General features: G+C 56.2%; 15 protein-coding genes. 8 read left to right on the top strand and 7 right to left on the bottom strand.

Annotated elements, in window-relative coordinates:
• Positions 1 to 333 precede the first annotated feature (333 nt).
• The 4 genes from H8F22_RS19620 to grxD all read left to right on the top strand — a co-directional run bounded on the left by H8F22_RS19620 (position 334) and on the right by grxD (position 3642).
• Positions 334 to 540 (top strand): hypothetical protein, encoded by a 207-nt coding sequence (locus tag H8F22_RS19620; protein ID WP_059182233.1) that lies wholly within the window; start codon positions 334 to 336, stop codon positions 538 to 540.
• A gap of 132 nt (positions 541 to 672) precedes the next feature.
• Positions 673 to 963: a hypothetical protein gene (locus tag H8F22_RS19615; RefSeq protein ID WP_194940576.1), complete on the top strand. Its 291-nt coding sequence runs from the start codon at positions 673 to 675 to the stop codon at positions 961 to 963.
• 134 nt (positions 964 to 1097) lie between these two features.
• Positions 1098 to 3203, top strand: a complete 2106-nt coding sequence (locus tag H8F22_RS19610) for a molybdopterin oxidoreductase family protein (RefSeq protein ID WP_194940575.1) — start codon at positions 1098 to 1100, stop codon at positions 3201 to 3203.
• A gap of 97 nt (positions 3204 to 3300) precedes the next feature.
• Positions 3301 to 3642 (top strand): Grx4 family monothiol glutaredoxin, encoded by a 342-nt coding sequence (gene grxD / locus H8F22_RS19605; protein ID WP_007943565.1) that lies wholly within the window; start codon positions 3301 to 3303, stop codon positions 3640 to 3642.
• Positions 3643 to 3727: 85 nt separating this feature from the next.
• Here the strand turns inward: grxD and bfr are convergent, their stop codons facing one another.
• Complete coding sequence (bfr, locus tag H8F22_RS19600) at positions 3728 to 4204, bottom strand: bacterioferritin (protein ID WP_027922842.1); 477 nt, start codon at positions 4202 to 4204, stop codon at positions 3728 to 3730.
• 198 nt (positions 4205 to 4402) lie between these two features.
• Positions 4403 to 4621, bottom strand: coding sequence for a bacterioferritin-associated ferredoxin (locus H8F22_RS19595; RefSeq protein ID WP_007943567.1), 219 nt, complete (start codon positions 4619 to 4621; stop codon positions 4403 to 4405).
• A gap of 313 nt (positions 4622 to 4934) precedes the next feature.
• On the opposite strand from H8F22_RS19595, the gene H8F22_RS19590 reads away from it, so the two are divergent.
• Positions 4935 to 5537, top strand: a complete 603-nt coding sequence (locus tag H8F22_RS19590; protein WP_194940574.1) for a peroxiredoxin — start codon at positions 4935 to 4937, stop codon at positions 5535 to 5537.
• 74 nt (positions 5538 to 5611) lie between these two features.
• On the opposite strand, the gene rnt is transcribed toward H8F22_RS19590, so the two are convergent.
• Together rnt and pyrC are read right to left on the bottom strand one after the other, a co-directional pair.
• Positions 5612 to 6289 carry a ribonuclease T gene (rnt, locus tag H8F22_RS19585; RefSeq protein WP_027922845.1) on the bottom strand — a complete coding sequence of 226 codons (678 nt, stop codon included), beginning with the start codon at positions 6287 to 6289 and terminating at the stop codon, positions 5612 to 5614.
• Complete coding sequence (gene pyrC / locus H8F22_RS19580; protein WP_027922846.1) at positions 6286 to 7332, bottom strand: dihydroorotase; 1047 nt, start codon at positions 7330 to 7332, stop codon at positions 6286 to 6288. The genes rnt and pyrC overlap by 4 nt, the downstream gene beginning before the upstream one ends.
• A gap of 159 nt (positions 7333 to 7491) precedes the next feature.
• Here pyrC and H8F22_RS19575 point away from each other — a divergent pair, with 159 nt between their 5' ends.
• Positions 7492 to 8403: a flagellar protein MotY gene (locus H8F22_RS19575; protein ID WP_027922847.1), complete on the top strand. Its 912-nt coding sequence runs from the start codon at positions 7492 to 7494 to the stop codon at positions 8401 to 8403.
• Positions 8404 to 8532: 129 nt separating this feature from the next.
• The gene (locus tag H8F22_RS19570; RefSeq protein WP_027922848.1) at positions 8533 to 9750 is read left to right on the top strand and encodes an argininosuccinate synthase; all 1218 of its coding nucleotides are present in this window, start codon (positions 8533 to 8535) and stop codon (positions 9748 to 9750) included.
• A 155-nt stretch (positions 9751 to 9905) separates the two neighbouring features.
• Here H8F22_RS19570 and H8F22_RS19565 read toward each other — a convergent pair whose 3' ends face one another.
• Complete coding sequence (locus tag H8F22_RS19565; RefSeq protein ID WP_194940632.1) at positions 9906 to 10511, bottom strand: hypothetical protein; 606 nt, start codon at positions 10509 to 10511, stop codon at positions 9906 to 9908.
• 595 nt (positions 10512 to 11106) lie between these two features.
• On the opposite strand from H8F22_RS19565, the gene H8F22_RS19560 reads away from it, so the two are divergent.
• Complete coding sequence (locus H8F22_RS19560) at positions 11107 to 11733, top strand: response regulator transcription factor (RefSeq protein ID WP_007943575.1); 627 nt, start codon at positions 11107 to 11109, stop codon at positions 11731 to 11733.
• 82 nt (positions 11734 to 11815) lie between these two features.
• On the opposite strand, the gene H8F22_RS19555 is transcribed toward H8F22_RS19560, so the two are convergent.
• Together H8F22_RS19555 and nth are read right to left on the bottom strand one after the other, a co-directional pair.
• Positions 11816 to 11995 (bottom strand): PA3496 family putative envelope integrity protein, encoded by a 180-nt coding sequence (locus H8F22_RS19555; RefSeq protein WP_059182237.1) that lies wholly within the window; start codon positions 11993 to 11995, stop codon positions 11816 to 11818.
• 106 nt (positions 11996 to 12101) lie between these two features.
• Positions 12102 to 12740, bottom strand: a complete 639-nt coding sequence (nth, locus tag H8F22_RS19550; protein ID WP_027922850.1) for an endonuclease III — start codon at positions 12738 to 12740, stop codon at positions 12102 to 12104.
• Positions 12741 to 12751 lie beyond the last annotated feature (11 nt).

Below are 12751 nucleotides of genomic sequence, written 5' to 3'. Positions count from 1 at the left end.
GCGTCTTACCAATAGGGGGCTCATTTTTACCGCTTCGAAAGGTTGCAGCGCTGCAACCGTTCGATGCAAGCGAAGGTTTTTTGATCCTCGTCGCTCAGCATTTGTACACGGTGCCGAAGCGGGTATGCAACCACCCCTTTGTTCAGGCTCGCGCATTGAGCGCGTGCTTCTGCCCAGGGGCTATGCGCCGAAGATGGCCTGTTTTCTCAAGGGCTACGTTGTCTGTTGTTAGGGTTTTGCGTGCGGGAATCAGGCGGCACTCAGGTAATCTGCACCTCATTACGTAAAGTCGACTGAATCTAGTCAGACACTCCCAAGGAGGGACCCCGCCGTATGTCGATCAATAAAACCGGATACGCAGGCCTGACACGGCTTCGCCGGGTCTCTCCGGCGTTTGATACGGCAGTGCTGTCCACGGTCATGGGCTTCGCGATCATCGCCAGCACGATTTACCCCGGCGTTCCGAGCGCCGTGGTGGGGGCCATCGTCGGTGCTTTTATTGGCGTGAAGAATTTCAAGGGCGACACGAGTGCAGATTGATTCGAGGAATGCCTCGCCAGTCAGTGAGGTGTGTCTTCATCTCCGAGCTTTCTCGGTGTCTGGCCTGAAACACTTGCTAATGCAAAGTGCTGGGTTATAACTACCTGACGAGTGACGCAGGAAGCCTTCGAAATGGAATCGAAAGAACAGCTGTTAATGGATTTACTCGGCCTCACGGCCCGCTCCCTGACCCACCTCACCGCCTCAATGACCTCGATGTGCTTCGAGCTGATGCGCAGCGAAGACGAAGTGACCAAAGCCGCCGGTCGACGAATGATTGATCGCATGGCAACCATCAGCACCGGGCTCGACGAGCATTGGCGACTGATCGGCGAGCTCACCGGCGTGCATGTTCCCCAGGAACAAGTCGAAACCCTTCAGGAACTCCAGTTGCAGGCGGCACCCGGTTTGCCGCCGAACTGAGTGCAAACGGCCATCGGCTGGCCTGATGGGCGCCGATTCACAAGACGAACGTCGCTGGCGCAGGAGCGTGTCTGGCGCCATAGTTTTGATCCCGCGGCCGCTATTGCCCGCTCAGAACAAGACAGAGACTGGCCATGACCAAGACTCTCCATCACCGTGCCTGCCACTTGTGTGAAGCCATTTGCGGCCTGACCCTCGAAACCACTGAAGCCGACGGCGCGGTGCAGATCACCTCGATCAAGGGCGATCCGCTGGATACGTTCAGCCGTGGGCACATCTGCCCCAAGGCGGTGGCCCTGCAAGATATTCAGAACGATCCGGATCGTCTGCGTCAGCCGATGCTGCGAGTGGGCAGCGAATGGCAACCTATCGCGTGGGAAGACGCCTTCAGCCTGGTAGCCGAACGCCTCGCAGCGATTCAGGAGCGTCACGGGCAGAACGCGGTGGCGGTGTACCAAGGCAACCCCAGCGTGCACAACTACGGGTTGATGACCCACAGCAATTATTTCCTGGGGCTGCTGAAAACCCGTAACCGTTTTTCCGCGACGTCCGTCGATCAGTTGCCGCATCACCTGACCAGTCATTTGATGTACGGCCATGGATTGTTGTTGCCGATTCCGGACATCGATCACACCGATTTCATGCTGATCCTGGGCGGTAACCCGCTGGCGTCCAACGGCAGCATCATGACCGTGCCGGATGTGGAAAAGCGCTTGAAGGCGATTCAGGCCCGGGGCGGCAAAGTGGTGGTGGTCGATCCGCGTCGCAGCGAAACCGCCGCGATGGCCGATCAGCACCTGTTCGTGCGTCCCGGTGGCGATGCGGCGTTGTTGTTCGGGCTGCTCAATACCTTGTTCGCTGAAAACCTGACGCGTGAGAGTCATTTGCCGGTCGACGGTCTGGATGACGTGCGCCAAGCCATCGCCACGTTCACCGCCGAAGCCATGAGCCCGTTGTGCGCCGTACCGGCCGAACAGATCCGCCAACTGGCGCGGGATTTTGCGGCGGCGCCGACCGCGGTGTGTTACGGCCGCATGGGCGTCTCGACCCAAGCATTCGGTACGCTGTGCCATTGGCTGGTGCAATTGATCAATCTGGTCACCGGCAACCTTGATAGCGTCGGCGGTGCGTTGTGCACTGAGCCGGCGGTGGACCTGGTGGCGTCGACTTCGGGCGGGCATTTCAATCGGTGGCAAAGCCGTGTGTCCGCACGTCCGGAATACGCCGGCGAGTTGCCGGTATCGGCGCTGGCCGAAGAAATGCTCACCGAAGGGGAAGGGCAGGTTCGCGCCCTGATCACCGTCGCCGGCAATCCGGTGCTGTCGACACCCAATGGCCGGCAACTGGAACAAGCGCTGGATGGTCTGGAATTCATGGTCAGCGTCGACCTGTACATCAATGAAACCACGCGCTATGCCGACCTGATTCTGCCCTCGACCTCGGCGCTGGAAAACGATCACTACGACACGACGTTCAACATGTTCGCGGTACGCAACGTGACGCGTTTCAACCGGGCGATTCTGGCCAAGCCGGAAGGTGCGTTGCATGACTGGGAGATCTTTGTCGGCCTGGCCAAGGCGTTTGCGGCGAAGACTGGCAAAGAACTGAAACCGACGATTGCGCCCGCGCAAATGATCGACCTTGGCTTGCGGATGGGGCTGTATGGCGATGCGTCGGAACACAAACTGTCGCTGGCCACCTTGTTCGACCATCCGCATGGGGTCGACCTGGGCGCGTTGAAATCCAACCTCGCGCCACGTTTGAAAACCGCCAATCAGCGAGTGCAGGCAGCGCCGCCGGCGATCCTTGCCGACCTCGCACGTTTCGCCGCACTACAAGCACCGGCCGCTGATCAGTTGCTGATGATTGGCCGCCGTCATGTGCGCAGCAACAACTCGTGGATGCACAACTATCAGCGCCTGGTGAAGGGCAAACCACGTCATCAATTGCTGATGCACCCCGACGACCTGTCCAGTCGCGGACTCAGCGACGGGCAGCGCGTGCGGGTGAGTTCGAGGGTGGGCATGATTGAAGTGGAAGTGGTCGCCAGCCTGGACATGATGAAAGGCGTGGTCAGCCTGCCGCACGGCTGGGGGCATGCGCGGCCGGGTGTGCAGATGACGATTGCCAGTGGCCAGCCGGGATCCAGCGCCAATGACCTGACCGATGAATGTCTGCTCGACGAGTTGTCGGGGAATGCGGCGTTGAACGGCGTGCCGGTCACCGTGGCGGCGGCGTGATCGTGTCTGTCGGGGAGACCGAGCATGGCGCTCGGGTTTCCGTTACAATGCGCCACCGTGCCGACCTCTGAGTCGGAAAGTTCAGCCGAGGTGCTCCATGGATATCATCGAAACGATTAAAGAGCAGATTGCTAACAACACCATTCTGCTTTACATGAAAGGTTCGCCGAATGCCCCGCAGTGTGGCTTCTCCGCGAAAGCCGCGCAGGCCGTGATGGCATGTGGCGAAAAGTTTGCGTACGTGGACATCCTGCAGAACCCGGAAATCCGCGCCAACCTGCCAAAATACGCCAACTGGCCAACCTTCCCGCAACTGTGGGTCGGTGGTGAGCTGGTCGGCGGTAGCGACATCATGACTGAAATGGCTGCTGACGGTTCGTTGCAGACCACGATCAAAGCCGCTGTTGAAGCGGCCGCTGCCAACAAGACCGAAGCTTGATTCGGTATTTGTAGGCAATAAAAAAGCCCCGCCTCTTTAAAAGAGTGCGGGGCTTTTTAATGTCTCGAGTTTAGCGGGCGCTCACTTACTCGTCTTCGCCCATCTGCGATTGCAGGTAGTTCTCAAGACCGACTTTATCGATCAGGCCCAGTTGGGTTTCCAGCCAGTCGATATGTTCTTCTTCGGATTCGAGAATGTCTTCGAGCAGTTCACGGCTACCGAAGTCACCGACCGTTTCGCAATGAGCGATGGCGACTTTCAGATCGGCATGGCCGGTGCGCTCGATACGCAGGTCGCACTCAAGCATTTCCTTGGTGTGCTCGCCGATGTGCAACTTGCCCAGGTCCTGGACGTTCGGCAGGCCTTCAAGGAACAGGATGCGCTTGATCAGCTTGTCCGCGTGCTTCATCTCATCGATGGATTCGTGGTACTCGTGCTTGCCCAGCTTGTTCAGGCCCCAATCTTCATACATGCGCGCATGCAAGAAGTATTGATTGATCGCGACCAGCTCATTGGCAAGGATCTTGTTGAGATGCTGGATGACTGTAACGTCGCCTTTCATGATGGGGTCCTGCCCTGAGTAGCTGTCAATAAGACTGAGTTTGAGCTGCGTATGTAAGGGTGTCAAACCTAAGTTATTGAAACTTATATGAAAATTAATCTGAATAAGAATGTTTGTGTTCCGCGTCTGGAGCGTAAGCGATTGATTTTCAGACATAAAAAAACCGGACATCAAGTCCGGTTCTTTGAAACAGGGGCTTTACGCGGCAGTAAATTCTACCGGGAAAGGAATGGCTGCCTGGGCCGATTGCAATTTGGTCAGGGTTTCGCGAACCACTTCCTTTGCAAGGCAGGCGCATTTGCCGCATTGGCTGGCTACGCCGGTGGCCTGACGGACTTCCTTATAGCTGCAGCAACCTTCATAGATTGCATCGCGGATTTGACCGTCGGTGACGCCAGTGCAGAGGCAGACATACATAAGAAAAAACCGTCGCTGGTTGTGACTCAATTGCGATGGATCTTAATGTTAACGAGAATGATTGTCAAAGTGGTTTCTGAAAGCTTTGCGATATAAGCGGGCGTGACCGACGAACGGTTTTCAATCAGGCAATCTGCCAGTAACGGTCATTACGGCAATTTTGCTCCTCCTGAAAAAAACCGTTGAGGACAGCCTAAAAACGCCGTGTATGATGGTCGGTCCTTCGAAGGGGATCGTGTCACAGGGCTGTCGCCTGAGGGTGGCAGGCTGATGCGAATCCAGTTCTTCACGTTAATAGACCAGGAGATATCCAATGAGCGTACTCGTAGGCAAACAAGCCCCGGACTTCACCGTTCCAGCCGTCCTCGGCACTGGCGAAATCGTAGACAGCTTCACCCTGTCGTCGGCCATCAAAGGCAAATACGGCCTGGTGTTCTTCTACCCACTGGACTTCACCTTCGTTTGCCCGTCCGAGCTGATCGCTCTGGACAACCGCATGGCTGACTTCAAGTCCCGCAACGTTGAAGTGGTTGCCGTGTCGATCGACTCGCACTTCACCCACAACGCCTGGCGCAACACCCCGGTGAACAATGGCGGTATCGGCCAGGTTCGCTACACCATGGCTGCCGACATCAAGCAGGAAATCATGAAGGCCTACGACGTTCAGTCCGCTGACGGCGTGGCTTTCCGTGGCGCGTTCCTGATCGACGACAAAGGCGTTGTCCGTTCGCAGATCATCAACGACTTGCCGCTGGGCCGTAACATGGAAGAGCTGATCCGTCTGGTCGACGCTCTGCAATTCCACGAAGAGCACGGCGAAGTTTGCCCTGCCAACTGGAAAAAAGGCGACAAGGGCATGAACGCTTCGCCAGAAGGCGTTGCTGCTTACCTGACCGAGCACGCTGCGGCGCTGTAAGCCCAAGCGTCAGGCATAAAAAAAACCGGCCTCAGTGGCCGGTTTTTTTATGCGCGGGATTCATCAGCGACAGATCAGTCGTTGAAATCTTCCCAGCCGCCCATTTGTTTCCAGCGATTGACGATGCCGCAGAACAGCTCTGCCGTCTTCTCGGTGTCATAACGAGCCGAGTGGGCCTCGCGACCGTCGAAGTCGATATCCGCTGCCTGGCAGGCCTTGGCCAGCACGGTCTGACCGTAGGCCAGGCCGGCAAGGGTCGCGGTGTCGAAGCTGGAGAACGGATGAAACGGGTTACGTTTCATGTCCAGGCGTGCGACGGCTGCGTTGAGGAAGCCCAAATCGAAGCTGCTGTTGTGGCCGACCAGAATCGCCCGTTTGCAGCCGTTGGCTTTCAGGGCCTTGCGGATGCCGCGGAAAATATCGGTCAGCGCCGCTTCTTCACTCACGGCCATGCGCAGCGGGTGATCGAGTTTGATTCCGGTGAATTCCAGCGCCGCTGCTTCGATGTTTGCGCCTTCAAAAGGCTCTACACGGAAGAAGTAGGTGTGATCGGGGTACACAAACCCTTTTTCGTCCATGGCGATGGTGGTTGCAGCAATTTCCAGCAGGGCGTCGGTGGCCGAGTTGAAACCACCGGTTTCTACGTCGACGACGACCGGCAGGTAGCCACGGAATCTGGCTGCCATTGGATGACGAGGACCGCCTCCACCGCCTTGACCGTCCTGTTCGTCGTCGAAATGGTCTTCACTCACGCGTGTTCCTCCAGCAGGCGCCAGCGCAGTTTTTCACCGGCGCGCAGCGGGATAACGGTCAACTCGCCAAATGGCAGGCTGGTTGGGGCGGTCCACTCATCGCGGACCAGGGTGATGCGGTCGGTGTTCGCTGGCAGGCCATAGAAACGCGGGCCGTTGAGGCTGGCGAAGGCTTCGAGCTTGTCCAGCGCGTTGCGCTGTTCGAACGCTTCGGCGTACATCTCGATGGCCGCATACGCGGTGTAGCAACCGGCGCAGCCACACGCGGCTTCTTTGGCGTGCTGGGCATGGGGGGCCGAGTCGGTGCCCAGGAAGAACTTTTCGCTGCCGCTGGTGGCGGCGTCGAGCAGGGCTTCCTGGTGTGTATTGCGCTTGAGAATCGGCAGGCAATAGAAGTGCGGCCGAATCCCGCCCACCAGCATGTGGTTGCGGTTGTACAGCAGGTGATGCGCGGTGATGGTTGCGCCGACGTTGGCCGAAGCCTCGTTGACGAACTGCACGGCATCGGCGGTGGTGATGTGTTCGAACACCACTTTAAGCGTCGGGAAACGCTCGACCACACGGCGCATGTGCTCATCGATGAAGATTTTTTCGCGGTCGAACACGTCGACATCGCCACGGGTGACTTCACCGTGAATCAGCAACGGCATCCCGACTTCGGCCATGGCCTCGAGCGCAGGGAAGATCTTGTCGATGCTGGTGACGCCAGAATCCGAGTTGGTGGTCGCGCCGGCCGGGTACAGCTTGGCGGCGTACACGAAACCGCTGGCCTTGGCCTCGCGAATTTCTTCGGGCTGGGTGCGGTCGGTCAGGTAAAGCACCATCAACGGTTCGAAGCGACTGCCGGCCGGGCGTGCAGCAAGGATTCGCTGGCGATAGCCGTCGGCTTCAGCGGCGTTACGCACCGGAGGTACCAGGTTGGGCATGATGATGGCGCGACCAAAGGTGCGCGCAACATCCGCAACGGTATTGGTCAACACGGCACCATCGCGAAGATGAATGTGCCAGTCGTCGGGACGCAGCAGGGTCAGGCGGTCGGACATGAGGGGATTCCAGGCGGGTCAAACTCAGGGGAATGCTACCGGAAAAGACTCTTGCAGGCACTCGCTATCAAGTTTTACAGGAACCTACCGATATGAATCAGGTATGCCGGAAACATGCGTGTGTCGGTCTTTTTGTTGTAGAAGCCAGTGGAGCCTCCCGTGCGCCAGCGTTATTTAGCCTTGCTCAGCGTGTTTGCCAGCCTTCCTGCGATGGCGCTCACTTTCCAGACGCGTCTGGAGAGCATCGAGTGGACGGTCGAAGGTGACAAGTTCGAATGCCGCCTGACTCAGCCGATCACCGATTTCGGGTCGGGTGAATTCGTACGCCGTGCCGGTGAGCAGGCGATATTTCGTCTGAACACCTACAACGCGATGATTGGGGGCGGTTCGGCAACCTTGCTGGCGGCCGCCGCGCCGTGGCAACCAGGGCGTGGCGACATCAATCTGGGTTTGGTACGCCTGGGCAGCGGTAATGTGCTGTTCAACAGCTCGCAAGCTCAGGCCGGGCGCTTGATCAGTGGCTTGATCGATGGCCGCAGTCCAGTGATCCGGCATGCCTCAGGTGATGGCAGGGTCTCGGAGGTACGGCTGTTGCCGGTCAAGTTCAGCAAGGCGTTCAATGATTACCAAAGCTGCGTGGCGAAACTGCTGCCGAAGAATTTCGAACAGGTCAAACAGTCCGAAATCACCTTCACGGGTGCTGAAGGCATCGATCTCGATGCGCATGCCAAGGCGCAGTTGCAAGTGATGCTGGAGTTCATGAAGGCTGATCCATCGGTCAATCACATCGAGCTCGACGGGCACTCCGACAACAGCGGCAATCGTCTGGCCAACCGTGAACTGTCACGCCGGCGTGCATTGGCGGTGATGGATTACTTCAAGGCCAACGGCATTCAGGAATCGCAGATCACCATGCGCTTCCACGGCGAGCGTTACCCTTTAGCGCCCAACACCAACGCCGCCAACCGCGCGAAGAACCGCCGGGTTGCCGTGCGTCTGGAACGCGTCGCGCCGACGGAGAAAGTCGCGCCTCAAGGGGCGACACCGGGAAGCGCTGCGACGACCTCCTGAGCCTGCTGAAATCGTCGCCCGATCGACAGAATCTGTCGCTTCGTCGTCATAAGCTGTCGCGACACTGTAAATTATTTCGTATGACCGGTAGACTTCACGGCTTTCCGTAGAACCCCGTGGAGTGATGGCATGGCGGACGTAAACAAGGTCGTTCTGGCGTATTCCGGCGGCCTGGACACTTCGGTGATCCTCAAGTGGCTGCAGGATACTTATAACTGTGAAGTGGTGACCTTCACCGCTGACCTGGGTCAGGGCGAAGAGGTCGAACCTGCGCGCGCCAAGGCACAGGCCATGGGCGTCAAAGAGATCTACATCGACGACTTGCGCGAAGAATTCGTGCGTGATTTCGTTTTCCCGATGTTCCGCGCCAACACCGTTTACGAAGGCGAGTACCTGCTGGGTACTTCCATCGCTCGTCCGTTGATCGCCAAACGCCTGATCGAAATCGCCAACGAAACCGGTGCTGACGCCATTTCCCACGGTGCCACCGGCAAGGGCAATGACCAGGTTCGTTTCGAACTGGGCGCGTACGCCTTGAAGCCAGGTGTGAAAGTGATCGCTCCGTGGCGCGAATGGGACCTGCTGTCCCGTGAAAAGCTGATGGATTACGCTGAAAAGCACAACATCCCGATCGAGCGTCACGGCAAGAAAAAATCCCCGTACTCGATGGATGCCAACCTGCTGCACATCTCCTATGAAGGCGGCGTGCTGGAAGACACCTGGACCGAGCACGAAGAAGATATGTGGAAATGGACCGTCTCCCCGGAGAACGCTCCAGACAAACCGCAATACCTGGAACTGACCTACCGTAACGGCGACATCGTCGCACTGGACGGCGTCGAAATGACCCCGGCCACCGTGCTGGCGACCCTGAACCGTATCGGTGGTGAACACGGTATCGGCCGTCTCGACATCGTCGAGAACCGTTACGTGGGCATGAAGTCCCGTGGTTGCTACGAAACGCCTGGTGGCACCATCATGCTGCGCGCTCACCGTGCGATCGAATCGATCACCCTGGACCGCGAAGTGGCTCACCTCAAAGACGAGCTGATGCCGAAATACGCCAGCCTGATCTACACCGGTTACTGGTGGAGCCCTGAGCGTCTGATGTTGCAACAGATGATCGATGCGTCCCAGGCCCACGTGAACGGCGTTGTTCGCCTGAAGCTGTACAAGGGCAACGTGATCGTGACCGGTCGCAAGTCTGACGAATCGTTGTTCGACGCCAATATCGCGACCTTCGAAGAAGACGGTGGTGCTTACAACCAGGCCGACGCAGCGGGCTTCATCAAGCTCAACGCCCTGCGTATGCGCATTGCCGCGAACAAAGGCCGCAAGCTGTTCTGAGACCTTTGCCGTTGGTAATAGAAGTGTGGCCTTGTCGGTGACAAGGCCACACCTCGTAATGGGGATGTTCTACCTGGCATTCTTCGAGCATTCAGCTTGTTCTTGATGCCTGTTACGCCTTTCTGCTGCTTTTCTCTCCTTTTGCTCTTCAAGAGCTACCTGCCGGTCTCTGCCGGATAAAACGTTTGCCCAATGATTGTCAGCGCTTGAGAGCTCGAATTATAAGCAACGCAGAAGATAGAACCGCTGCGCTTCCTTGTCAGTTTCGAATGCTTGAGCACGCTTTCTTTCAGCGATGTCTCCGAGTCGCCGCACGTGAGAAATACGATCACTTGCGCGAGGTTTTTCTGTGGGGGCTGAATGCTCTCCAGCAGTGAGCTGAACGCTAACGGCTGACCCGTTACGCGCGTATCGACGATGTGCAGATCCTTCAGCCGTTCAGGCAGGCAGACGTAATGCCGGGCCGCAAGATTAGGCATGGAGGCAGTGTTGTCCTTGCGATCAGCGCTTTTCATGACAGCTAAAAAGTGCTCTCCCTTTTCAAAATCAGAAGGCGCGTAAAGCGACCGATAATTGAAGTTAAGGGTCACGAAGAACAGGAAAAGCAAATAAAACGGAAAGCTGATCAGAAACCAGATGTACAGCGCTCGTTCTTCATCGCCGAGAAAGGGCAATGAAAGAGCCGCGGATGCTTCAGACAGTGTCGCGAATATTGCAATGATAGTCATGGGGGTCGTCATTTTTCTTTTGGGTTTCATAATGGTCTTTGCTCATTGTGGTATTAACTTTTGCTCGATGGTTTAAAGGTTTGTTTGTTGGGTTGTTGGAATCTGTTGTGCGAAAGCTGCTGGCAATATAGTTGGGGAATTCTCCGATTTCGAGTTGTATGTTTTAAAGTTTTGGTGAGGTGGCGTAAGTGTTTGAGTGTTGTTTTTTTGTGTGGCATGTTTTGCTGGAAAACATTGTGGGTTGTCTGATTTTTAAGTGTGTCCTGAAATAAGTAATTTGTTGTGCCGGAAGATGATATTTTTTGTGTAAGGTTTTCTATTGAGGGGAGCGTCTTGCCAGTTTTCGAGTGTAGCTGAGTACTGGTTTTTTTGTCGGAGGCGCGCGCGTGATGGATTAATGTTTTTTATTGCCGTAATTCGGTACGGAAAAATGGCCGGAAGGCTGGGTGCGCGAAATTTGATACCGTGCAGGATGCAATTTGTTTTAAGAAATTTGTAGGACCAATCTTTTAAATTTGTAAGAAATGTCTCTGGTTGTGGGTGGCTGAGGGCGGCGGCATGCCATGGATGAAGCGACTAGGCTATTGTGCGGGCTCTAAAAATTCGAACAGCGAAATTGGACTTGCCCATGAATAAAGTGCTGATCGTGGATGATCACCCCGTCATTCGTCTTGCGGTGCGTATGCTAATGGAGCGCCATGGCTACGAAGTCATTGCAGAAACAGATAACGGCGTGGACGCATTACAACTGGCCCGTGAACTAATGCCGGACATTGTCATTCTGGATATTGGAATACCCAAGCTGGATGGGCTGGAGGTCATTGCGCGACTGACATCGACGGCGATGCCACTTAAAGTGCTGATATTGACTTCACAGGCACCGGGGCATTTTTCCATGCGTTGCATGCAGTCGGGGGCTGCTGGCTATGTATGTAAACAACAGGACCTGACTGAGTTGCTCAGTGCAATAAAAGCCGTGCTGTCAGGCTACAGTTACTTTCCGAATCAAGCGTTGCATACCGTGCGGTCAAGTCTTGGCAATGCCAGTGAAGCCGATATGGTGGATCGTTTGTCCGGACGCGAAATGATGGTTTTACAACAGTTGGCCAGAGGAAAGACCAATAAGGAGATTGCCGATGGAATGTTTCTCAGCAATAAAACCGTCAGTACCTACAAAACCCGCCTGTTGTTGAAGCTTAATGCTCGCTCCCTGGTCGACCTGATCGAACTGGCTCAACGCAATGGCCTGGTATAAGTGCCACCCACGTCTGATGACGCCGTGCTCATCAGTGATTGGCGCTTAGTAAAAAGCCTCCGTTTCGGGAGGCTTTTAGGGGTTACAGGTCAAAATCGTAGTCGGCCAATTGCTTTTGCAGTCGGCGCTCCTCCAGCAGGTTGTCGATGGTGCGACGTTTGCTCAGGTTGGTCTTTGCCACTTCTACCACCGGTTCAGCGTCTTCGGCCTCAACGGGTGTGAAGTCGTCTTCTACGTCCAATTGCTCTTTGCCAGTGCTCATAGGTCAACTCCAGGCTAAGACTGCCTTTGGCGCCCCTTATATCGATAATCGCCCGGCGGGTAAAAAAGATTTTTTCAATCGATGCATCAATAATTTTAATAGCGCCTCAATCGTCCGAGGTCTTTTGCTTGTATTCGCATAAGTCCTCGATCCGGCAGCTGCCGCAGCGGGGCTTGCGGGCCAGGCAAACGTAACGCCCGTGAAGGATCAGCCAGTGATGCGAGTCGAGCAGGTATTGCTTGGGTACAAATTTCATCAGTTTCTGCTCAACCTCGACGACATTCTTGCCGGGAGCAATTCCGGTGCGGTTGCTGACCCGGAAGATATGGGTGTCCACGGCCATGGTCAGTTGGCGAAAGGCGGTATTGAGCACCACGTTCGCCGTCTTGCGGCCGACGCCCGGGAGCGCTTCCAGTTCCTCGCGGGTTTGCGGGACTTCACCGCCGTGGCGTTCCACCAGCAAGCGACAGGTTTCGATCACGTTTTTCGCTTTGCTGTTAAACAGGCCGATCGTCTTGATGTATTCCGACAGCCCTTCGACGCCGAGCGCGTAGATCGCCGCCGGGGTGTTGGCCACGGGATAGAGTTTGGCGGTGGCCTTGTTGACGCCGACATCGGTCGACTGAGCAGAAAGAATGACGGCAATCAGCAATTCGAAGGGCGACGAATAGGCCAGTTCAGTCTTGGGTTCCGGGTTGTCTTCGTGAAACCGGCGGAAAATTTCCAAACGTTTTGCGGCATTCATGGGCGATGCGT

Source organism: Pseudomonas mucoides, assembly GCF_015461845.1.
Lineage (GTDB): Bacteria > Pseudomonadota > Gammaproteobacteria > Pseudomonadales > Pseudomonadaceae > Aquipseudomonas > Aquipseudomonas mucoides.
Note: the sequence above shows the minus strand (reverse complement) of the source record. Positions and strands in the feature narration are given on the sequence as shown.

Bases quoted from the DNA above. Each gene is read 5' to 3' on its own strand.
- bfr (WP_027922842.1), bottom strand. From the start codon at position 4,204: ATGAAAGGCGACGTTACAGTCATCCAGCATCTCAACAAGATCCTTGCC.
- H8F22_RS19615 (WP_194940576.1), top strand. From the start codon at position 673: ATGGAATCGAAAGAACAGCTGTTAATGGATTTACTCGGCCTCACGGCC.
- H8F22_RS19595 (WP_007943567.1), bottom strand. From the start codon at position 4,621: ATGTATGTCTGCCTCTGCACTGGCGTCACCGACGGTCAAATCCGCGAT.
- H8F22_RS19610 (WP_194940575.1), top strand. From the start codon at position 1,098: ATGACCAAGACTCTCCATCACCGTGCCTGCCACTTGTGTGAAGCCATT.
- nth (WP_027922850.1), bottom strand. From the start codon at position 12,740: ATGAATGCCGCAAAACGTTTGGAAATTTTCCGCCGGTTTCACGAAGAC.
- H8F22_RS19590 (WP_194940574.1), top strand. From the start codon at position 4,935: ATGAGCGTACTCGTAGGCAAACAAGCCCCGGACTTCACCGTTCCAGCC.
- H8F22_RS19555 (WP_059182237.1), bottom strand. From the start codon at position 11,995: ATGAGCACTGGCAAAGAGCAATTGGACGTAGAAGACGACTTCACACCC.
- H8F22_RS19620 (WP_059182233.1), top strand. From the start codon at position 334: ATGTCGATCAATAAAACCGGATACGCAGGCCTGACACGGCTTCGCCGG.
- pyrC (WP_027922846.1), bottom strand. From the start codon at position 7,332: ATGTCCGACCGCCTGACCCTGCTGCGTCCCGACGACTGGCACATTCAT.
- H8F22_RS19560 (WP_007943575.1), top strand. From the start codon at position 11,107: ATGAATAAAGTGCTGATCGTGGATGATCACCCCGTCATTCGTCTTGCG.
- H8F22_RS19570 (WP_027922848.1), top strand. From the start codon at position 8,533: ATGGCGGACGTAAACAAGGTCGTTCTGGCGTATTCCGGCGGCCTGGAC.
- grxD (WP_007943565.1), top strand. From the start codon at position 3,301: ATGGATATCATCGAAACGATTAAAGAGCAGATTGCTAACAACACCATT.